Below are 21,273 nucleotides of genomic sequence, written 5' to 3' on the forward strand. Positions count from 1 at the left end.
AACACCATGGCTACCGTGGCCCAGACCCGCGACCGACCCGAAATCCGCTTTCACGACGAGATCTCGTCGGAGTGGGAGAGGCTGCATCGGAGCCGCACCTTCAAGGCGCGCACCGCCGCGATGTTCGATCTGCTCGGGAATGCGGACCTCAATGGCCAGCGCTGGCTGGATGCAGGTTGCGGCACCGGAACGCTCTCCCGCCTGCTCGCCGCACGCGGCTGCGATGTCACCGGCGTCGACGCCTCGTCGGAGATGATTGCGGCGGCACGCAGCCGCCCCGCCGACGGTCCGCCGGCCGACCGGCTCACGTTCCGGCAGATTCCGACCATCGCAAACCTGCCGTTTGCGGATCGGTCCTTCGACGGCGTGCTCTGCGCGAGCGTGCTGGAATATGTCCCCGACGTGGCGCAGTGCCTCGCCCAGATCCATCGCGTGCTCAGGCCCGGTGGACTGCTGCTGGTCTCGATCCCCAACCGCGGATCGCTGCTGCGCCAGGGCTACAAGCTCGCGCATGCGGCTTCGTCGCGCGTGTCGGGCCGGCCGCTGTTCCGCTACCTCGCCTTTTCCAAGTTCGACACCACGCCGGCCGTCATGCAGGGCCTGCTGCGGCAACATGGTCTCACCATGCTCGGCGTCAGCTTTGGCGGCTCGCCGCTGCCGCCGGCGCTCGATCGCCGGCCCGCGGTCGGCACGCTGATCAATATCCTCGCCCGCCGCGACAATTGATGCGGCGGGCAGATGCCTGCTTCACACCTTGATCGCCATCAGCGACTTGGTCATGCCGAGGTATCGCTCGCGATAGATTTTCGCGTCCGGAAACGTTTCGGTCATCTCGCCCCAGTCGAACAGGTGCCAGTCGGGCGCGGTCCGCTTGAACCAGAATCGGTTGAACCTTTCGATCAGTGCGATTTGCCGTCGCCTCGGCAACAGGACGATGATTCCGGGCAGCCAGGTATGGCTCTCGATCGGAAAGTACCGGTACGGCGTCTGCACGTAGAAGGACCTCGCGACCCGGGAGATCTCACCGGCAAAGCGGTTCTGGTGCTCGCGCGCGATATTCCTGAATGCCGTGTCGTTCTCGATCGTCACGACGGCCTGCTTCGGCCCGGTGACATGCTCGATCACCGACGAGCAGAAGCAGAAGTCGAACGCCTGATCCTTGAACGGCAGCCGCTCGGTTTCCCGCAGCAGAACGGTCTTGAACCCGAAGCGTTCGCGCGCGGCCTTCAAATCGTCGGCCGATATATCGCAGACCGTGATGTCGGTATGGCGCGGCAGGATCGCGCGAATGTGCCGGCCGGTGCCGCCGCCGAGATCGAGGATCCTTGCGTCGAGCGGCAGGTTCACGGTGCGGACGAGGAACTCGCCGCGCCGCTTGCGTGCTGCACCAGAAAATCGGGCTTGAATTGTGCCCAGCAATGTCAGTCTCCTGCTACCGGTCGCGTCGGTCTAGCACGGCACGCGCAATTCTTCACGCAGCGGCATATCGGCTCTCTGCTTCCGCTCACTTGATCGCCTCGAAGAAGATCGACTCGTCCGGCCGGTTGTCGAGCCGGTCGATGTCGGGACAGACCCCCTCTCGATAGGCCCGGGTGTGGGTCTCGGAACAGCCCGCATCGCGGAACAGAGCCGCGAGGGAGGCGCGCGTAAAGCCCCAGTGATGCGCGAAGGCAGCCTCCTTGCGGCGCTCGATCTCGAACACGCCCTTGAGGAAGGCCTGCGGTGCGGCCGGGTCGTAGAGCGCGACGATCCGTTCCATGTCGGGGACGACGATGCGGCACACCCCGCCCGGCGCCAGCACCCGCGCAATCTCACGCGCCAGCCGCTCGACCTCGTCGGGAAATAGATGCTCGAAGACATGTGCGCTGAACACCGCCGAGAGGCTGCCATCTGCGAACGGCAACGGCTTGGTCAGGTCCATGTAGCGGAGCCCGGCAAACTTGCCCTGGCGGTGCTCGGCATAGCGCGCGTCGCTCAGCAGGCCGGCGAGATGCAACGCTTTCGCCGCGAGCGGCAGGCGCGCGATCCACAGATGCATCGTGATGTCGGTGTTGATCCAGCCCGCGATGCCGCAGTTGAAGGCGCCGATATGCAGCCGCTGCAGCGCGCGGCCGGGTGCGTTGTCGGTCATGTCTTCTCCCGCACCGAATTGGTCAGCACGACCACGATGACCGACGCCGCGCTGGAGGCCACCATCGCCGCAACCGCGCCCACCACTTGCCAGGCCTCCGCCGCAAGCGGCAGAACGCCACACAGTGCGACGAGGCCAGCGATCCGGCTCAGCATGAACCGCTGCGGCCTGCCGGTCGCGAACAGCGGCAGCGCGAGGCCGAGCCACACCGCGTCGAGCGCCATCGCGGTCCCCATCAAGGCGATGCTGCCGGTACCGATCTCGTAGCTCTGACCGTGGATGACAAGGGCGAGCATGCGCTGGCCGAGCAGCACGACCATCGCGCCATAGGCGAGCGCGATCGAGCCGAGCAGCACGGCGTTCTCGCGTGCAGCAGCGGCGACCGCGCTGCGCCGGCCGGCGCGCAGCTCGGCTGCGATTTCCGGCAGGCGGACCGAGAACATCGTCGCGCAGAACTGGCTCAGCGGTGCGAACACCAGGAGCAGGATCCGCAGCGACGCGCTCGCGTCCAGCCCGATCAGGAAGCCGCAAACCGGGATCAGCCCGATGCTGCCGATCCAGTAGGTGAGCGAGGTCGCGACGAACCAGCGGCCGTTCCGAAACAGCCGCCGCAGCGAGCCGCGGAAGATCCTGGTCTGCGGCCAGGCCAGGTCGATGGTGTGAGCGAGCAGCAGGCTGCCGGCGAGCGCCGCCGAGATCGCGATGCAGGCCATCGCAGCCGCAGCGCCGGTCAGTTTGAGCGCGATCATCAGGCCAGCCGAGACGACGAGCGCCACGCAATAGGTGAGCGACGATGCCACCGCGCGCGGCAGCCGCCCATCGAGATAGCAGATGCGGCGGAACATGCTTTGCAGCCGAACCGCAGGGATCGCGAGCCCGGTCGCGATCACGAGCCCGCCCGCGGCACCGCCGACCGCACCGATCACGAGACCGGCAACCACCAGCAGCAGGCCAAGCACCGCCGAAACCAGCAGCGACGACAGATAGAGGCCGAGCCGCAGCTGCGGCCATAGCGATTTCGGGATGCGATGCGCGGTCGCCGGCAGCCCGTCGTCGAACAACCCGCGCAGAAACACCGCCTCGATCAGGATAGAGAACGACCAGGCGATGCTGAATTGGCCGAACGAATTGATATCGAGCACATTGGCCAGCACGATCGTCAGCACGAAGGCCGAGCCGCTAAGCAGCGCCTGATCGATCAAGCCGAGCGCGACATTGCCCCCGGCGCGCCGCAGCCGGCCGAGCGCTCCGCGCGCAGCACAGGCGACCCGGGTCTGGGCCGCCATTCGATCCAGCCTTTCGGTCAACGCACTCACGCCTCACTCACACGCAGTCTGGCAAACGCCCGCCGCGGCACCATCTGCAGCCTGGCTTCCGGGCCGAAATAGCACCAGAACACCAGCACGCAGCCGAAATAATTGTGCAGCAGCTGACTGGAATCGTTGGCTGACGCGATCACGACGAACAGCAGCATCGCGAACGGCGCCAGCCAATACATCCCGCGCCGCTCGAACGTGAAGACGATGGTGTTCCATAACGCCCGCGCCACCAGCAGCATATAGAACGCGCCGCCGAGCAGGCCGAACTGGAGGAAAGCATCAAGATAGGAATTCTCGAACGAGCCAAACTCGGTGTTCCATGGCGCCATGCTCGTCAGCTCGTTCACGGGCGAGTTCGGCAACTCGTTGAAGAACCCGGAGAAGCCGTAGCCCAGCCAGGGGTGTTGCCAGAAGAAGTGCGGCCAGACCGCCCAGAGGAACGAGCGGCCGGTCAGGTTTCCGCTGCGGCCGACCAGCCCGTACAACTCGTCGCTCGGCACGGCGAACGTGACAAGCGCAACAAAGGCGAGGCCGAGCCAGTAGATCGAGGCAGCTCCCCTGTGTCCAAGCACCACCAGCAGCAGCCCGAAAGTCACGGCGAGTGCCGTCAACATGCTGATCAGCGGTCCTGCTGCGCCGGCCGCGGCGAGCGCAAAAAGATGACACCCCATCAGCAACAGCGACCAGCCGAACTGCCGCCGCGGCCCCGCCAGCATGCGGACGAAACAGATCAGCACCATGAGACCGAAGAAGGCGCCCGCGAGATTCTTGTGGCCGAACACGCCGGCATAGGCCTGGGTCCCGAGCACGGTCGGCCGATGCAGCGGATCGTAGTCCCATTGCGAGCCGATCACCGGAAATAGCACGACATGAACGATCAGCACCACGATCCCGATCCGGAACAGGGTGTCGACGAGCCGATCGACCGGGCAGCTGATCACGACCCATGCCGAGAACAGCGTGGTCAGGAGGTACATCGCGAACTTGATCGACGCGCCCGCGGGGTCGGCGCTCAGCGCCAGCGACACCAGCGCGAAGGCAATGAATGCCAGATAGAGATGCGATTGCAGCATCAGCAGGCCGAAGCGTTTCCGATCGACCGCAATGTGCAGCATCAGCAGGATATAAAGCAGCAGCCACACGCCGCGGAACAGCGTGGACTCCCCGGCCCGTTCCGCGAACGAGATGCCCTCGATGAAATTGAACAGGAAATAGATGCAGCCGAGCACCATCACCAGATAGGCGTGCAGAAAGAGCTCAGTTCGAAACCACCATCTGCCGATCATTGAACGGCTTCCTGCCGGGCCGGCGCCCTCAAGAGATGATCGACCGCGGCAGCAAAGCGCGCCGCGGCGTCGGCAAGTGCGTCCTTACGCATACTGCGCCTGGCCTGCCGCGACATCGCCTCCCAGCGCGCCGGATGTTCGAGCAAGCCACGCGCCGCGTCGACCCAAGCCTGCTCATCGAGCGCGCAAACATGGCCATTAACCCGGTCGCGCACCAACTCACCGCCCGCCCCGACATGGGGCGACACCAGGCAGGGAACCCCGCACTGCAAGGCCTCGTTGCACACCAGACCCCATGGTTCCAGCAAAGAGGGCAGCAGCAACAACCGCGATTGCAGATAGACCTCCGATATCGCCTGCCATGGCACATAGCTGTCGTGGCTGACATCGATGCCGGCGCCGCCGAGCCGCGCCAGCATGCGCTGCTCGGCAGCGCCGGACCCGACCACGCGAACCCTCAAGCCGGGCAAGACCCGGCCGAGCGCGATGGCGACGTTCTCGAAGAAGATCGCGTTCTTGGCGTCGTCGTTGATGCGGGCGCACCACAGCAGGTGAAAGGGACGGTCGTGGAAACCAGGGACGGTCTCCGGCGGATCCCATGCCGGCACCAGCGGCACGACGAACAGATCGTCGTCGCCGACACCCTCGCCGCGGAAATACGCCCTGCCCTTGTCGCTGCAGCACACGACCGCGCCGCATTGGCGCAGCAGCCATGGCCGCGCCAGGCGATGATAGGCCGTGTTGGGCATCGTCTCGCGCCAGCCGTCGATCGTCAGCGCAAGCGCCCTGCCGTTGGCGCGCGCCCATGCCGCGCCGGCCAGCATCGAGGGATAAAGGCCGTTGACGAATAGCAGGTCGGGCGCGAGCGCGTTCAAGGCGCGCCCGATCCCGATATTGAAATGGGTGTGACGCGAGCGCGACAGCGGGATCGAGACGCCGGGCACCGTGCGCGTCGTGTAGCGCGGTGTGAACGATCCCGCCCAGGAGCGATCGGCCTCCTGCGCGGTACAGGACAGCACCGCGAGATTGAGCCCACGGTCAACCAGCTCGTTGTAGAGCCGATTGGTGTAGGGTGTGATCATGTTGTTGAAGACGACCACGCGCGGCGCCATGGCTTATCGGTCCCGCGGCGGGGGCAGCGCTTCGACGCGCCGGCAGAGCGCCCCGCAATGATAGGTCGCAAGCCGGGTCGCAAGCTCGGGGCTGACCGACAACAGCGACTTCCGCACAAGGCTCTTGGCAAGCCCCCTGACCCGCGATGAATGAAAAGCGTGCACCGGCAGGCTGTGATCATAGGTACCGAAGCCGACAACATGCAGCCCCGCGGTCTCCAGCACCAGGCGGAACGTGTCCGGCGTGTAGAAATTGATGTGGCCGATGTCGAGCGTCGATTGCAGCGCCCGGCGATTGGTTCGCGCATGCAGCTCGCACGGCACTTCGAGATAGATGAAGTTCCGCGCCACCCGGGCAAGCTCGTGCAGGAACGCGCGCGGCTCGGGCACGTGTTCGAGCACGTGGCTGGCATAGACGAGGTCGAACGATCCGTCGGCGAACGGGATCGTGGCACCGTCATAGCTCGACCAGCGGAACGGGGCTGAAGCGGCGCCATCGGTCTCCAGGTTGGTCGCGGGATCGATGACGTCGATGCCGGTGAAGTCGCGGCCGATGCCGATCGCGGACAGCCGCGCCAGCACGGCGCCGGTACCGCAGCCGACCTCGAGCACATTGCCGACACCGGCGGCCGACGCGCCGAGCAAGCCGGCAATATGATCGGCCTTGTCGACTGCGCAGACGCGGCGCCAGTCGCGCTCCTGCGCCGAATAGACGCCCTCATAATGCGCGTTGTGCTGCCTGATGCTGAATTCCATCGTCATGGTCTGGCCATCGCTCCGGGCGGCATTCGGGCAAGCTCGCCGAGGCGGTCGTTCGATTTGCGCTCAAGATTGCGTCGCTCCGCCGGCGAGAGGTGGTCGAGATCGTATCCAATGTCCGCCATGCTACGGGTCAGGATGTCGACGTTCCGTTGCGGGACAGCTGCCAGACCAGCCAGCAGCCTGTCCCGGTGCAACCAGCCCGGGCCCTTCAGGAGATCGATCGCCTCGGTGTACAATTCGGTCTTCACCAGACGTGCGAACTCGGCAACGACCTCCGCCGACAGGTCGGGCGGCAACGCATCGAGCATGGCGAGCGCCATGGCGCTGCGCTTGACCACGATCCAGCCCTCATTGGGTCCGAGCCGGTATGACATCCGCAGCAGGTCGAAATTGGCGTCGCTCAAACCTTGCCTGATGTTGCGAAGCCAGAACAGCACGACCCAGAGATAAGGATCGGACGGCGCGCAGCCGAGCGACTTGCGGACGGCCGTGTCAAGCTCGCCCATCCGGGTGTCCACCCGGGCGCCGGATGCGAGTGCGTTCTCGGCGAGCCGCAGCCGGATCACCGCCGCGCTGCGATCGATCGCCGGCATGCAATCCGATCGCGCCGCCGCGCGCGACAGCAGCGGGCCGAGGTCGCCGAGCTCGGCGTCGCTGACCGGCACGTTGCGCAGGATCAGGTCCCTGGCGGCATCGAGCCGGGTCTGGTCGATAAACACCGGCAGAGTGGTCGCGCCCCAGGCGACCGACGAGCACCCGACGGCGGCCAGAAAGCCGCGCGCAAGCCAGATGGCGGCACGCCGGGGCATCGCACCGTGCGTCTCACTCGGTGTAGCCATATCGCCCATAATGCGAGTTGTAATAGTAGTTCTTTCCGCCATAGCCGCTATAGCGGCTCATCGCGGCGATATCGGCCTTGTTGAGCACGACGCCGAGCAGGTTCTCGTTGACCGCACGCGCGCTGCGCAGCGCCCGCTCGACCACCTGCACCTGGGTCTTGCCCCATTCCACGATGAAGACGAAGGAATCGACGAAGTGCGCGGTGATGCGGACATCGACCACCGGCGTCAGCGGCGGGAAGTCGACGATCACGTAATCATAATGACTGCGGACGCCGTCGATGAAATCCTTCATCTGGTCGGAGGCCAGCACCTCGTGCGAATGCGCGATGCGCGACCGTGTGGCGCCCGGCAGGAAGGCAAGGCCGGTCTCTGGATCGCGCCACAGCGTCTCCTGCAATGTCGCATTGTTCGACAAGACGTCGAGAATGCCGCGCTCGGCGCTCGCGGCGACCTTGCGGCTGAGCGAGGGATTGCGCAGGTCGCAATCGACCAGGAGCACGCGCGCCCCGCTTTGCGCGACCAGCTGCGCGAACACGAAGGCCAGCGTCGACTTGCCCTCGTTGGGCAGTGCCGAGGTCAGGCCGAGGATCTTCGACGGCTTGGTGACGTTGAGGTCGGCATTGACCTTGATCGAGCGGATCGCTTCCGAGAACCGTGAGAACGGCGAATCGATCGCCGCCCACAGCACCGGTTCATCGCCGCGCTGGATCAAGCGCGCGCCGACCGGCAGGTTGGGACGAGCGACCACCGGCGCCTTGAGCTGGCTTGGCGAGAGGCGGGGAACGATCGCGACGCAATCGGCGTCGAGGATGGTCTCGACCATTTCAGCGGTGCGGAACACCCGGTCATAGAGATCGCGCAACACGCCGAGCCCGAGCCCGGCGATCAGGCCGCCGAGCGCCGAGAGCGCGAGCACGACCAAGGTCTGCGGGTGGCTCTTGCTGAGCGGACGCGAGGCACGGGTGATCACCCGCGCCTCGCTGACCGGGAACGACTGCTGCTGCACATTTTCCATGTAGCGCTGCAGGAAATTGTCATAGAGCGAGCGATAGGTCTGGGCCGAGCTCTCGAGCTCGCGCAGCGTGACCTGCGCCTGGTTGGTGGACTGCGACTGCGAGACCGACTCGTTCACGGCGCGCTCGATCTCGGTCTGACGCTGCAGGGCGATCGCATAGTCGCTCTTGTAGCTTTCGGCGAGCCGCTTCAGCTCGTCGATGATCGACGACTGGATCTCTCGCATCTGGTTGCGCAGATTGACGGCGGCCAGGTGATTGTAGCCATAGCGCGACGACCAGTCGGCCTCGCGGTTGGCAAGCTCAAGATATTGCGAGCGGAGCTTGGTGATGACCTGGTTGTTCAGCGTATCGGCAACCGTCGCGTCGGCGACGCCGCCCTTCACCACCGCCTCGATGCGGTCGAGCTTGGCCTTGGCGTCGGTGACCTGCGACTTCACATGGACCAGCTGGGTGTTGAGCTCGCCGAGCTGCTGCTCGTTGAGCAGCTTGCCGCTCGAGGTGACGATGTTGTTGGTCTTCTTGTAGTCGAGCACCGCGCGCTCGGCATTGGATGCCTGCGTGCGCAGCTCCTGGATGCGGTCCTGCAGCCAGACGCTGGCGCGGCGCGTCGCCTGATACTTGGAATCGAGCTGGTCGACGATGTAGGCGTCGGCAACACCGTTAGCGATTTGCGCCGCACGCTCCGGATCGAGCGAGCGGAAAGAGACCTCGATCACATAGGTCATGCCGCGGCGGCGGACGTCGAGCTGCTTCTGGAAGGTGCGGACCGCGCGCCGGGTCCGGTCGAACTCGTTGGGCGGCGCGCTGCCGGCGAACAGGCCGGATACGAAATCGAGCACGGCTCCCGCCGCGCCGGCCCTGGAGCCGATGAATTCCGGATCCTCGTTGAGCTTGAGGTCGCGGATCACCGCGAGCGCCACGTTCTCCGACTTCAGGATTTCGACCTGGCTCTCGACCGCGGAAGAATCGACCGGGAGCTCGCTTACCGGCGATTGCTGCTGGAAGGCCTGGAATTTGCGCGTGTCGATGATCATCGTGGCGAGCGCGGTATAGCTCGGCGCCGCCGTCATCAGGTAGCAGATGCCGCCGAACAGGCAGAGGCCCGCCGTCCCGAGGATCACCCAGTACTGCCGGAGCAGATAAGTGACAAAGGCGTCGAAGGTCTCCGCCAGCGACGGCAATTCGGCCGGACGATTTCTCAGATCGACAGACGGCGAAATCTGGTTGCGCTGAAGCATCTCGTTCTATCGCCGCGCCAGCAGGATACATCCTGCCCTCGCGCCCTCCAGTGATCCTGGGAAACGTCCCGCCGCCGACACCGAAGCGCGTTGCTGCAGAGAGTTCTCCATTGGCGATCGGAAGCCCGCTCAGGGAGTAACTGTTGAAAGCAGCGTGGTGGTGGTGCCGGCGGTTGTACCGGTCGTATTGTTACCCGAGCTGCTCACCGACGAGGTGAAGCTGAAGATGCCGGTGTTCACGCTGTTGCCGTTGATGGCCTCGAGCGTGCCGCCGCCTGCGCCGGTGGCGCCGAGCGCGCTGGTCTGGCCGCCAGATGCGCCGGCGCCGCCCGCGCCGCCGGCGCCGGTCGCAGCGGTGCCGCTATCACCCGACGCTGCGGCAAACGCCGTCACGGTGTCGAGGTCCTTGGTGTCGGCAATCGCCTGCTGGATGCGCGTCGCGTAGGGCTGATTGCTGCGCACCACGATGCGCGCGGCCTGGGCGAGACCGGCGGCGATCGCCGTCTTCTGGTCCTTGCTCGCCTTGGCGAGCAGCGCGATGAGCGGATCGAGCGACGTCGGATCGTTGAGGGCGAAGTCGCGCGCCCGCGAAGTCAATTCCACGCCGGCGTTCGGATATTGGGTCAGTAACTGTTCCGGATTGGCCTTGAAATTCGTGACCGCCTGCGAGAGCTGGATCAGCCCGCCAGGCGTTTCTGCCATCGTAGCGCCGCCGGGCGCCGCCAGCGCCAACAGCGCCAATACCACCAGCCGCAAGGCGGAAAAACCGCCGGATCGCTCAAATGTGAACACAGCTATCTCCCTAACGAATACTAACAGTTCGTTAGCATAGTCAGAGTTATCGCGCCAATTAAAACCCCTGCCCGGCCGCGCCGCCGGGCTCAGGCGCGAAATCAGCGTTAACTGGCGAACCGGCCGCAATACAGGCGTCCCTGTCGCCGCGATCGTTGCCGGTGCCCCTGCCGGAGCGGAAGGATTGTGACAGCCCCGCCCCGAGCATCGCGGCGATAACAACGGCGTAGCCGGTGATCTGGAGCGAGAAATCGATCATCGAATGGAGTCCGCCGGCAGCCGACGCGCAGAGCGCCGCGAGCGGCACGATCACGTCGCGGCGACGGGTCCGCACGCCATGCGCGAGCACCCCGAAGGCTGCGAGCAGCGCGATCATGACCGCGCCGGCCATTAACATTCCGCCGTCGGACGCCAGCTCGAGCCAGCTGTTGTGGGCCCGGTTCCAGGTCCCACGCAACGAGATGTCGTCGGTGCGATAGGCCGGATAGACCCATTCGAAGGACCCGAAACCATCGCCGAGCCAAGGATGATCCCAGATCATCCGCAACGTCGCGCGATAGGTCGAGAACCGTCCCTCATCCGACAGGCCGATCGTGCTGAAGCGCGCGCCGACGCCGCCGCCGAGCAGCTGCAGCAGCGCCAGCGCAACCAGGCTGCCGACGCAAAGCGCCATGATCAGGCCGTAGCGGCGCGGCATCCGGTTACGAAAGAAGATCGCGGCAGCTGCGACCGCAGCGAGCAACGAGATCCCGACGCCGCCGCGCGATCCGGTCAGAAACATCGCCAGCAGGCAAGTAAGCCAGCCGAACGCATGGCCGGCGAGCCGGCGCCGTGCCGGCATATCGAGGCGCGCCAACAGGCGTGGCAGGCTGGCCCGGTGCGACGGCCAGTGCCGCTCGATCAATTCGCAGCCGAACAACAGCCAGATCAGCGCACAGCAGCCGTAATAGATAGCCGCCGTGTTGCGGTTGACGAAGGGAGACGTCAGCCATTCCAGATGGGCCTGCTTGTCGTGAAGCAGGAAGATCCGGGTGGGATCGATCGCGAAGGTGATGATGCCGAGGATCGCATAGACCAAGCCGGCAATGGCCACCGCCCGCAGCAATCCGCGCGCCAATACGCGGTTCGCACCGAGCACGACCCCGATCGCAAAGCTGAGCAGGCAGACGATCCCGACGCCCGCGGAATAAAATGGCTGGTTGCGCGCGACCGTCACGGCGGGCGGAAGCTCGGCCGGCAGCAATTTGCCGGCCTCTGCCCACAGCGCGTTCGGCGCCACGCCCGACCAGGGCCGCACCGCCGACTGCTCGTGCAGCACCAGCATGGCGAGCGCAGTCAGCAGCGCCGTTACCGCGAGGATTGCGAGCTGGCTGCCGCGCAAGCGCATCGGCAACATCCCGAGCAAGACGATCGCGAGCAGGATCGACCAGATCGCGGACGCGACGCCGCCGACCGAGCCGAGCGGCAGTGGCGCCAACGCGACGACGGCGCAGAACAGCCACGACGACCATCGTACCGGCCACGGCAATGCCGTCGCCCCGCTTGAGCTGGAAGGTGATCGTAAGCGTTCCATGAAGCCGGCCGGGCCGGCTCACGCCCGAATATCAGGGCGCAAGCTTGATCGAATTACGAAGTAAAGTTGCGTTGTAGGCGGCCACGATCGGATCGTTCACCGTCGCGGTGACGAGGCGGATTTGCTGCATGAGCTTGGCGTCCTCGACGGATGCCGCGTTCGATGCATAAAGCACGTCCTTGTTGCGCAACTGGAAACGCGTGGCCAGGAAATAGCCGGCCGGATCGCGGAAATTGATATTGTAGACGACCGGGATGATCGGCCCTGAATATTTGCTGACGTCGACGCCAAGCTTGGCCGCCACTTCCGGCAGCTCGCCACGATAGACGAACACCGAGGCCGGATCGGCCGAGGAATCGTTCAGGCCGCCCGCCTTGGCGACCGCTTCGGCCAGCGAGATGCGCCAGGCCTCGAAATTGAACTGGCCCTGCGCACCCGACGCGCCGAAGGCGACGAAGGTCTGCGGCTCGCGGTAGACATAAATAGTGTCGCCCGGATGCGCATAAATGTTGGTCTTGGGCTCGTAGACCAGCTGGCCGAACGGCACCGTCGTCCGCTTGCCATCACGCTCCAGCATCACCCATGTGTCAAATCCCTGCCCTTTCGGGCCGCCGGCGCGCGTGATCGAGTCGAGCACACGCTCGCCCGCGGCGTTGGCGGGGAAGCGGTTCGGCGTGTTGACCTCGCCGAGCACGGAGATCAGCGAGGTACGCTGCTCGATCAGGGCGACCACGGCCTGCGGCTCGATCGCGCGGTTCTTCAGCGCATCGACGATCGAGCGCTGCACCTCGGTCGGCGTGCGGTTCTTGGCGCGGATCGCGCCGGCATAGGGCACCGAGATGTTGCCGTCGGTATCGACGTTCTGGTTCGGCAGCGTGATGTAGTTGCCGGGGCGCACGCCGGCCTCGACCGGAATGAACAGACCGCCGGCGGCGGCCTCGAAGATCGTGACGCTGACGACGTCGCCGATGCCGAAATGGATGTCCTTCGGCGGCGGACCTTGAATGCCGCCGGCGAGTTGCGGCGCGAACGACGCCAGCACGTTCTCGACCTGCGGCGTGATCTTGACCATCGCATAGGGCAGGCTTTCCGGATCCTTCTGCCCGGCGACGACATCAGAACTCGTCGGACCGTTGGTCGGCATGTAATGGCAACCGCCGACCCAGCAGGCGGCCGCAAGCAATAACATTGCTCTAATGAAATTCGCACGCGACATCTAAAATACTCCGGCCGTGCCGTAACACGCCGACTATCATAATCACAAGGTTCCGTGATATAGCGCACCGCAGATGATAAAGAATGTTAGCAGGGTGAGGCAATTCAGCGACACCGGCACGTCGCCGTGAACAAGCGGCCCGCGCGACGTCACTCCGGCTTTGATTTCGTGTGATGTTCCGATTATCTGTGAACGAGATGGTTTGAGTTAACCGATTGAGGGTTCGATGGCTCGCATGAAGCCGCTGGCGATCGCATTGGGAACCGTTGTGGTCCTGCTTGGCGGATCGGGCGCATTTGCTGCGGAATTGGGCATTTACAAAGCCCCGCGCGCCGTCGAGCGTGTCAGCGCCAACTGCCAGCGGCTGCAATATTGTCATGGCGATGTCTGCCAATGGAAACGGGTCTGCTGGCACGGTTGCCCGGATCGCTATTCCTGCGCGCCGCTCTATGGGGCCTATGGGCCGTATGGCGGCCGCGACTACTGGGCCGCCTATGGCTACGGCGACTTGCGCCCGTTCTGAATGTTAATCGATTAACACAACCGGGAGCCACTTGAGCGTCGGCCGGCATCGCGCCGGCGGATTTGCGACGACCGGTTTAACCCCGGCTTAGGACCCGGCCCGATAATATGCGGGCGCAGGGTTTGGTTATGCTATTTGTTTTGCTTGGCAATTTGATCGGCGGCGCCGTGCTCGGGCTGCGCCAGCACTGTCTGGTGCTGGTGCCGGTCGCGCTTGCGGAACTCATGCTGCTCGCCGCCGTCGGCGTAGCGCGCCTCGCGTGGTCCGAGACTGCGCTGCTCATGATCACCGCCATGGTATCGCTGCAGGGCGGATATCTCGCGAGCACCTTCGCGCCGCGGCTCCGGTCCCGCACCTCGACGCCACTCGTTGCCCTGCGCCGCCCGCATTAACGCGGCATAACGCTACCTTACCTGGCAAGTCCGATTTCGATTGACCTCGCAGCGAGCCCGGGGCATCCCGCTGCCTTGCGTTCTCATCTTCCGCAGGACCTGTTTCCCAAGGATTTGCCCCTCCCGTGTGGAACGTCACGGCTTTCATCTGCATCCTGATCGGGGCATCGATTCCGGTGGGCTTCATCGACGCGTCGCCCGCCATGGGCCTGGTCGGCGCCGCAACGTCGCTCGGGCTGCTGGCAAGCGTGACGGCGATCCGTCCCGGTGAACTGTCTTTCCTGAATCGGGTTGCCGGGCCCGCCGTGGCGGCGGCGCTGGTGCCGATGCTCTGGATCATCGTCCAAATGCTTCCGCTGCCGTTCTGGGCGCATCCGGTGTGGAAGTTCGCCGGCGAAACATTGGATGCATCGCTCAGTGGCAGCATCACGATCGACACCGGCGCGAGCCTTGGCGCGCTGCTGCGCTGTCTGTCGCTGCTCTCGGTCATGATCACTGCGGCGGCGATCGCGATCGATGCCCGCCGGGCCGACATGGTGACCCGCAGCATCGCAGCGACGGCCGTCGCCGCGGCCCTGATCCTGCTGTTGTACAGCGATCCGATCAAAGCCTGGCTTGGCGCTGCCGACGTTGCGCGCGACGAGACAGCAAACGGATTCCTCGTCGTCACTCTGATTGGCGTTCCGCTCAGCCTTGTGCGCGCACTCGACGTGGGCGGACATGCTGACGGCCGCACGGCCGCGCAGTTGGTGCGATTGCGCCGGCTGCTCGCCGCAAGCGCACTGTTCTGCGCTGTCAGCGCCTGCTGGTACGGGCGGCGCGGCGCCGCGATCGCGATCGTTGCAGGCATCGCGCTCGTCCTGATGATCTTCGCCGCGCGAAAACTTCATCTGCATCGCTGGAGCAGCGCCGCTGCTGCGGCGGCGATCGCGCTGATCGCGCTGGCGACGGCGATCGCCAACCGTCATCCCGACGTAGCGCTGGCCATAGCCTTCGTCCACGCGCCGACCGACCTCGTGCAGTCGACCCACAATCTGCTCGCCGACCTGCCCGCGCTCGGCGGCGGCGCCGGCAGCACCGCAAAGCTGGCATCGACCTATATGGACTGGCAAGGGGCGACCACGCGGCCCGTGGTGGCAACCAGTGCCGCCGGCTTGATCGCGCAGTTCGGTTCCGCCATGTTCTGGACTCTCGTGGCGGTTACGATCATGGGCATCGCCGCGTTCACGGCCGGCGCGCGCAATCGCGGCCGTGACTGGTCCTACTCCGCGGCGGCGGCAGCCGTGTTGCTGACGCTGCTGCTCGCCGTCTTCACCTTGCCGGAACTGCCGGCGCTGCCCGGAGTGATCGTGTTGGGAGCCGTGATCGGAACAGGACTGGCGCAGCGGATCAGCCGTTCACGGTTGCAGGCGGGCTAGTCGCCAGATGCGCAAGCTCCTCCGGCGTATGGTCGGCCAGCCCGGCGACCTCCAACATGACGAGGGCGACGAGACCTGCATCTATGCCGTCGGCGATATCCACGGACACGCCGACCTGCTGCACGAGATCTGCGCCCGCATCGATGCCGATATCCGCAAGTTCCGGCCGGCGCGGCCGATCCAGGTGTTCCTCGGCGACTACATCGATCGCGGACCGGATTCGCGCGATGTGATCGCGATGCTCGAGCAACGCCGCCGGACCCGCAGCATGGTCTGCCTGCTCGGCAATCACGAGGCCTGCCTGCTGGAGTTTCTCGTCAATCCCGACATGCTTGCGCAATGGCGGCAGTTCGGCGGCCTGCAGACGCTGATGTCCTACGGACTGACGCCCTCGCCAAATCCCGACGCCGCGGAGCGGCGGGCGCTCGCCCAGCAATTGGCGCGCCAGATGCCGCCGGCCCATCTCGCCTTCCTGCGCTCGCTGCCGATCTGTTATGTGCACAGCCACTATTTCTTCGTGCATGCCGGCGTCAGGCCCGGTGTCGCGCTCAAGCAGCAGCGCAAGGAAGACCTGCTCTGGATCCGCGACGACTTCCTGGTGTCGGAAGACGATTTCGGCAAGGTCGTGGTCCACGGCCATACGCCGGTGCACGAGGCCGAGCTGCTGCGCAACCGCATCAATGTCGACACCGGCGCCTATGCGACCGGCCGCCTGACCTGCGTCAAGCTGGAGGGCGCGCGGCGAACCCTGCTGATGACCAGCAACCGGGCAGCGCGCCATGGCTAGCGCCAGGGCTGACGCGATCCGACGGCACGCGCGGCGGCTGTCGCCGGCCTTCGTACCGGCCGCAATCCTGATCGGCGCCACGACGCTGGCGTTGTCGATGTGGTGGCTCGCCGCCGATGCATCGCGCGGCAAACCCTGGCTCGCCGCCGATGTCGGCGTGGTCAGGAGCGAGCTGTGGCTCGCCGACGGCTGGAGCGAGTTGCAGACCTCGCCCGAGGCGGCCGAAGCCGCCTTCACCCGCGCGCTGCGGCTCTCGCCGATGGACGCCGGCGGCTGGTTCGGCCTCGCTTCGGCGACCGGGCGGTTCGACTGGCTGAACCCGACCGCATCGAAGGCGCTGAAGATGTCCTACTACACCGGCTTCAACCGCAGCGACCTGATCGCGCCGCGGCTGATCCTGCTGGCGCAGGTCGATACCACGCGCGATGTGGAGCTGGTCGATCTGTTGCAGCGGCAGATCCGCCTGATCCTCACCCGTGCGCCGGAGCTGAAGGGCGCGCTCGGCCAGGCCTATCGCGTGGCGACCGATGCCAACCGGCGCATCATCGAGGCGGAATTCAAGGACGCCGGCCAGAGCATTCCGGAGTAGCGTGCTGCCGCCACGCGGGCAGCCGTTGGATGCCCGGTCCGCTAGATTCCCTTGTGCCGCAGCACCGCGCCGACGGTGCGCAGCAGGATGCGCAGGTCGAGCACGAAGCTCCAGCTCTTGATGTAGATGAGGTCGTGCGCGACGCGCAGCTGCATGTCCTCGATCGCGGGCGTCGCGCCGCGCAGTCCCTGCACTTGTGCAAGACCAGTGATGCCCGGCTTGACGTGCTGGCGCTGCGCATAGCTTGCGATCAGCTTGGAATATTTGTCGTCATGCGCCAGCGCATGCGGCCGCGGCCCGACCAGCGACATGTCGCCGCGCAGCACGTTCACCAGCTGCGGCAGCTCGTCGATGCTGCGGCGGCGCAGCGTGGCGCCGATCCCGGTCAGCCGCGGATCGTTCGCGCGAGCCTGCGTGATGACATCGCCGTCCTCGAGCACATGCATGGAGCGGAATTTGAGGATGGTGAATTGCTTGCCGTCGAACCCGTTGCGGCGCTGCCGGAACAGGACCGGCCCCCTGGAGTCGAGCTTGATCGCAATCGCCGTCCCGATCAGAAGCGGCGCAAACAGCACCAGGAGGCCGCTCGATGCCACGATGTCGAACAGCCGCTTGCCGGCACGCTCGACCGAGGTCAGCGGCGAGCGCTGCATTTCCAGCGTCGGTATCGGGCCGGACGCCACCATCCGCAGCGCCAGGAACCGCTCCGCCGTCCGATCCGGCAGCAGCCGCACCGGCAGCGGTGACGCCCGCAGCTGATCGCACACGAACTGGATGCGCGGTTCCTGCTGCCAGGGCATCGCCAAGATGATCTCGTCGGCGCCGCACTCCCGTGCCGCGCGAATGGCTGACGCGACGGCGGCGCGGTCGCCCGCATCGTCGGACAGGCCGGACAACTGGATCCGTCGCACCTCGCTGAGGCCGAAATCGCGCAGCAGGCTCGATTGCCGCACCCGGGACAATTCGTCCGCCATCCCGACCACCACCGCACGGCGCGTCGCCAGCATGCCGCGGTCGATCGCACGTTGCAGCGGCGCCTGCAGCAGCATCCGTCCGGTCACCAGCCCAAGGCCGCCGATCAGGCCAAACGACATCACCGACCCGCGCGAGACGCCGGAGCCAACCTTCAGAAGGAAGATGATCAGGGTCATCAGCAGGACCACCAGCAGCCACCCGCCGAGCAGGCTGCTCCAGCGCCGGTCGAGACCGGCCAGCACCTGCGCATTGTAGAGGCCCTGCGACTTAGCCACGAACATGTGAAGGATGGCGGCGAGGACCCCGATCCCTAGAAAACCCTCGAAGCTGTTGCTATAAACCGTGTGGTAGTAAAACAGGTGATAGGCCGCGCCGCCAATGATGCTGGACAGCACGGCGGTGATCATCTCGAAGACGACAGCAAACGCTTCGAGCGAGGCAAAAGCGAACGAGAAGGCGCCGAAGCTAACCGGTACCTTCGCTATTCGAGCGTCCGAAAGGTCGGTCATCGGGAATTAACATTCGTGTTAACAATTCACATGTTTAATATCAGGCAGGTCATGAGCTCGCAAGGCCTGCCGGCAATATCAGGCAGAGACCGTCTATGAGTTCATCGGCTGGCGAAACCGAGGCCGCGCTGCTGGCCCTCCTCCATCTCATCCGCCTGATGGGCGCCGAACTGGTCGCCGGCCAGCACCGCGACGACGTCGAGTTGCTGGTCAAGGCGGTCGAAACAAAGCTGCGTTCGGCCCGTTTTCCGGCCGAAATGCCGAATCAGGACATTGTCAAAGGCCTGGACCTCGCACAGGCGAGGCTACGTCCAATCCTCGAGGAGCTTCGCGCAAGATCTGAAAAAGCGCATCTGAGCGACCAGCTGCTGCTGGCTCCCAGGCCCTCGCGTATCCATTAGCGGATCAGCTTACGTCAGCTCTGCACTTCACCACGGCGGGGCAAACCATTCCCGCCGCTGGACCTGAGCGCAAGCTTCTCCTCGATCTTCATTTTCTCGAGCAAAAGGTCGGTCACAATCCGGCGCAGCCGTTCATTTTCCAGCCGCAATTCGTCAATACGGTTGTGGACGTGGGGAATACCATCTCGATCATCGGCGCGAGCAGTGAGCTCGGTCACAGTACCATTCGGGTGATGGCCGCGTGCAGCCTCCTGCTTGCGCCAGCGGTGAAATGTCATCACGCTAACGCCCAGCACCTTGCACGCTTGGGCTTGTGACTGCCCCCGCGCCATGAGTTCCTCGGCCTGCTTGACCTTGGAACTGATCTCGTCAGTTGAATGACGCCTCATTGGTCATCTCATTGCCCCCTAGATTAGCAATCATCGCATGGCCTATAAGCTATGTAAATGCAACAGGAAATTCAAATTGAGGATTTCCCGGGGGTCCTTCGGGAGCCTCGAACTTGCCGTAGGCAGCGCCGCATTGTGCGAAGAAACACCGAAGCTGCAAGGTGTTTACCGGAATATATGAGCAATATTCCTGCCGGAAGACGACCTCACAGAAAAAGTTATACGACTTTCTGCGCATGACAATTTGATCTGGATAACTGGCGCACCGTTTGCATTCCCGAATGAGAAGCAAATGAGAACATCCAATCGGTCCCGCGACAGATTGTGAGTGCACCATGCCTCTCCGCGATACCTACGCCGCCGGTCACGCGAGAGTTTCACAACATTCTAACAAATTAATCCCGCGACCTTCGCGTCCGGCAGCTTGCGGGCACGCTCGCGCAGCGGTAGTTACTAAGACGTTAGGTGTCATGAGAGTTTCAACATATTTGAGGATCATTTTCAGGAAACCTAACACTCATAGCTCGATCCGCGAATTATCAATTAGGCGCTTTCCCACCCGAGGCCACCAGGCGGAACCACGACCGCCCGACAATCCGCGAACTATTCTGTGCTGACGCTTGTCAGAGCCAGCCCTCTGACCAACACATTTTACGAGGATCGACACTATGGCGCGTCTCAAGGTCTTCGAAGGGAAGCAATCCGTGTCCAGCGAGGCAACCGACGACGCCCTGGAACGCCTCGTCGCGGAGAACTCCGAGCTCCGGCACACCGCCGTCGAACTGGTGTTGCAGACGTGGATCCTGCGCGAGCGCCTGTCCTACGTCGTGGCGCACAAGCCGGTGCGGCAAGAGCACTGACTGCCCCGCCCTCACGATCACAAATTGTCCACGGCAACCACAGCTAGATCGATCCAGCTCGCCCAAAACGAGGATCGATCGGGACAACATTCAATTTAAAATTGAATTGTCCATAGCAGCAAGCGCCGACATCCTCGCCGGACCGGCTTGGATGTGGCCGCAAATTCTGCTCAGTGAGAAATAGGCTGACGGACTTCAGCTGTGGTGAACCCGGCGCAATGCGGCACGCGGGGCGTTCTGCTCACGCGACATGCCGAACGAACGAGACGCGGCTGGGCGCTCGTGGATTTCACGCAACGCGGCGATATCAAGCATCAGCGCAACGACTTCGTTGCGCAGCGATTGATTGGTCGCGAGCAACGCCTCTTCGATTGGCTGATGCGAATGTTGTACTTTGTGCTGCTTCATGGCGCGCCCTCGCTCTGCGGTTAAGGGTATGAGCGATGTGATTGAAGTTTCAATGACAGAGTTTTAGCTCACGCACATGGAATGCGGTTAATGGGGCAGGTTTGCGACGAACGTGGCTCCGCGTTAAATTTTCTCAACCAGGTTCCACAACCTGATCGCGAAACGTTCGATCGATGGCCTTATATGTGTCGTCGCGATGGGATGTCAGCGGCAGCGACGCGGCAGGCGGCCAAAGACCGCAGCCGGCACCGACCATGAGGCGCGAGCAAGAGCATGAAATCATTTGACGATCGTTGATCGCAGCGATCGCGGTCGAAACCGGCGACACGCCTGCCGGCTATCACAATATCGCCGCGTCAACGGCTCGCGACGTGATGAGGTGTTCCAGCCTCGAACCAGATATTCCACCACACACGGCGTGCACACACTAAATCTGCTGCTTTCGATCAATCCGTTTTTTCGCCGCGCATAACAGGTTGAACCGAGCAGCATGGATGCAGCGAACCGACACCGCGTCGTCTGCATTGATCGCAGAATATTTCGATCCGTTTCAGATATCGGGGCCGCGGATCTGAGCATTCTGATCCGCCCTGACGATGCGGCGGAGGGAATCAACGCCACACATTCGATCATGCAAGATATTCACCTCGATCTCGCCGAATGCGACAATGCTATTCTAATTCGAAATGAGCGGTAATGAGGCATTTCGGCTTCATCAGAGGCAGCGAAGCGCCT

Annotated in this window: 22 protein-coding genes; 8 read left to right on the plus strand and 14 right to left on the minus strand. The window is 64.3% G+C overall.

All coding sequences use genetic code 11. The features are described from left to right. The first annotated feature begins 6 nt into the window (after positions 1-6). Entirely contained in the window at positions 7-726 is a 720-nt protein-coding gene (locus AAFG07_RS27885) for a methyltransferase domain-containing protein (protein WP_342723012.1), read from the plus strand. Positions 727-747: 21 nt separating this feature from the next. Here AAFG07_RS27885 and AAFG07_RS27890 read toward each other — a convergent pair whose 3' ends face one another. The 11 genes from AAFG07_RS27890 to AAFG07_RS27940 all read right to left on the minus strand — a co-directional run bounded on the left by AAFG07_RS27890 (position 748) and on the right by AAFG07_RS27940 (position 13,287). Then, a complete protein-coding gene (locus tag AAFG07_RS27890; protein ID WP_342723013.1) occupies positions 748-1,419 on the minus strand; it encodes a class I SAM-dependent methyltransferase in 672 nt (223 codons plus the stop codon). An 85-nt stretch (positions 1,420-1,504) separates the two neighbouring features. Further along, the gene (locus tag AAFG07_RS27895) at positions 1,505-2,131 is read right to left on the minus strand and encodes a methyltransferase domain-containing protein (protein ID WP_342723014.1); all 627 of its coding nucleotides are present in this window, start codon (positions 2,129-2,131) and stop codon (positions 1,505-1,507) included. Continuing rightward, the gene (locus tag AAFG07_RS27900) at positions 2,128-3,417 is read right to left on the minus strand and encodes a polysaccharide transporter (RefSeq protein ID WP_342723016.1); all 1,290 of its coding nucleotides are present in this window, start codon (positions 3,415-3,417) and stop codon (positions 2,128-2,130) included. The genes AAFG07_RS27895 and AAFG07_RS27900 overlap by 4 nt, the downstream gene beginning before the upstream one ends. A gap of 26 nt (positions 3,418-3,443) precedes the next feature. Further along, the gene (locus tag AAFG07_RS27905) at positions 3,444-4,736 is read right to left on the minus strand and encodes an O-antigen ligase family protein (protein WP_342723017.1); all 1,293 of its coding nucleotides are present in this window, start codon (positions 4,734-4,736) and stop codon (positions 3,444-3,446) included. Beyond that, a complete protein-coding gene (locus AAFG07_RS27910; protein WP_342723018.1) occupies positions 4,733-5,848 on the minus strand; it encodes a glycosyltransferase family 4 protein in 1,116 nt (371 codons plus the stop codon). The genes AAFG07_RS27905 and AAFG07_RS27910 overlap by 4 nt, the downstream gene beginning before the upstream one ends. 3 nt (positions 5,849-5,851) lie before the next feature. Then, on the minus strand, positions 5,852-6,610 hold the full coding sequence (locus tag AAFG07_RS27915) for a methyltransferase domain-containing protein (RefSeq protein WP_342723019.1): 759 nt from the start codon (positions 6,608-6,610) through the stop codon (positions 5,852-5,854). Continuing rightward, entirely contained in the window at positions 6,607-7,419 is an 813-nt protein-coding gene (locus tag AAFG07_RS27920; protein WP_342723020.1) for a hypothetical protein, read from the minus strand. The genes AAFG07_RS27915 and AAFG07_RS27920 overlap by 4 nt, the downstream gene beginning before the upstream one ends. 13 nt (positions 7,420-7,432) lie before the next feature. After that, positions 7,433-9,706 carry a polysaccharide biosynthesis tyrosine autokinase gene (locus tag AAFG07_RS27925; protein ID WP_342723021.1) on the minus strand — a complete coding sequence of 758 codons (2,274 nt, stop codon included), beginning with the start codon at positions 9,704-9,706 and terminating at the stop codon, positions 7,433-7,435. 129 nt (positions 9,707-9,835) lie between these two features. Then, positions 9,836-10,498, minus strand: coding sequence for a hypothetical protein (locus AAFG07_RS27930; RefSeq protein ID WP_342723022.1), 663 nt, complete (start codon positions 10,496-10,498; stop codon positions 9,836-9,838). A 58-nt stretch (positions 10,499-10,556) separates the two neighbouring features. Continuing rightward, a complete protein-coding gene (locus AAFG07_RS27935) occupies positions 10,557-12,026 on the minus strand; it encodes an O-antigen ligase family protein (RefSeq protein ID WP_342723023.1) in 1,470 nt (489 codons plus the stop codon). Between the two features lie 76 nt (positions 12,027-12,102). Next, positions 12,103-13,287 carry a polysaccharide biosynthesis/export family protein gene (locus AAFG07_RS27940; RefSeq protein ID WP_342723024.1) on the minus strand — a complete coding sequence of 395 codons (1,185 nt, stop codon included), beginning with the start codon at positions 13,285-13,287 and terminating at the stop codon, positions 12,103-12,105. 235 nt (positions 13,288-13,522) lie between these two features. Here AAFG07_RS27940 and AAFG07_RS27945 point away from each other — a divergent pair, with 235 nt between their 5' ends. The 5 genes from AAFG07_RS27945 (at position 13,523) to AAFG07_RS27965 (ending at position 16,996) form a co-directional block, all read left to right on the plus strand. Next, on the plus strand, positions 13,523-13,810 hold the full coding sequence (locus AAFG07_RS27945) for a hypothetical protein (protein WP_342723025.1): 288 nt from the start codon (positions 13,523-13,525) through the stop codon (positions 13,808-13,810). A gap of 128 nt (positions 13,811-13,938) precedes the next feature. Further along, on the plus strand, positions 13,939-14,202 hold the full coding sequence (locus AAFG07_RS27950) for a hypothetical protein (protein ID WP_342723026.1): 264 nt from the start codon (positions 13,939-13,941) through the stop codon (positions 14,200-14,202). 125 nt (positions 14,203-14,327) lie between these two features. Then, positions 14,328-15,620 carry a hypothetical protein gene (locus AAFG07_RS27955; RefSeq protein ID WP_342723027.1) on the plus strand — a complete coding sequence of 431 codons (1,293 nt, stop codon included), beginning with the start codon at positions 14,328-14,330 and terminating at the stop codon, positions 15,618-15,620. Between the two features lie 7 nt (positions 15,621-15,627). Continuing rightward, a complete protein-coding gene (locus AAFG07_RS27960) occupies positions 15,628-16,407 on the plus strand; it encodes a metallophosphoesterase family protein (RefSeq protein ID WP_342723028.1) in 780 nt (259 codons plus the stop codon). Continuing rightward, on the plus strand, positions 16,400-16,996 hold the full coding sequence (locus AAFG07_RS27965; protein ID WP_342723029.1) for a hypothetical protein: 597 nt from the start codon (positions 16,400-16,402) through the stop codon (positions 16,994-16,996). Before AAFG07_RS27960 ends, AAFG07_RS27965 begins: the two co-directional genes overlap by 8 nt. Before the next feature lie 41 nt (positions 16,997-17,037). Here AAFG07_RS27965 and AAFG07_RS27970 read toward each other — a convergent pair whose 3' ends face one another. After that, positions 17,038-18,480 (minus strand): undecaprenyl-phosphate glucose phosphotransferase, encoded by a 1,443-nt coding sequence (locus AAFG07_RS27970; RefSeq protein ID WP_342723030.1) that lies wholly within the window; start codon positions 18,478-18,480, stop codon positions 17,038-17,040. 95 nt (positions 18,481-18,575) lie between these two features. Here AAFG07_RS27970 and AAFG07_RS27975 point away from each other — a divergent pair, with 95 nt between their 5' ends. Then, entirely contained in the window at positions 18,576-18,881 is a 306-nt protein-coding gene (locus AAFG07_RS27975) for a hypothetical protein (RefSeq protein WP_194455378.1), read from the plus strand. 14 nt (positions 18,882-18,895) lie between these two features. Here AAFG07_RS27975 and AAFG07_RS27980 read toward each other — a convergent pair whose 3' ends face one another. Beyond that, positions 18,896-19,270, minus strand: coding sequence for a helix-turn-helix domain-containing protein (locus AAFG07_RS27980; RefSeq protein ID WP_342723031.1), 375 nt, complete (start codon positions 19,268-19,270; stop codon positions 18,896-18,898). 668 nt (positions 19,271-19,938) lie between these two features. Between AAFG07_RS27980 and AAFG07_RS27985 the strand changes: the two genes are divergently transcribed. After that, positions 19,939-20,130, plus strand: coding sequence for a hypothetical protein (locus AAFG07_RS27985; RefSeq protein ID WP_342723032.1), 192 nt, complete (start codon positions 19,939-19,941; stop codon positions 20,128-20,130). 195 nt (positions 20,131-20,325) lie between these two features. Here the strand turns inward: AAFG07_RS27985 and AAFG07_RS27990 are convergent, their stop codons facing one another. After that, positions 20,326-20,538, minus strand: coding sequence for a hypothetical protein (locus AAFG07_RS27990; protein WP_342723033.1), 213 nt, complete (start codon positions 20,536-20,538; stop codon positions 20,326-20,328). Positions 20,539-21,273 lie beyond the last annotated feature (735 nt).

This window comes from Bradyrhizobium sp. B097 (assembly GCF_038957035.1).
Lineage (GTDB): Bacteria > Pseudomonadota > Alphaproteobacteria > Rhizobiales > Xanthobacteraceae > Bradyrhizobium.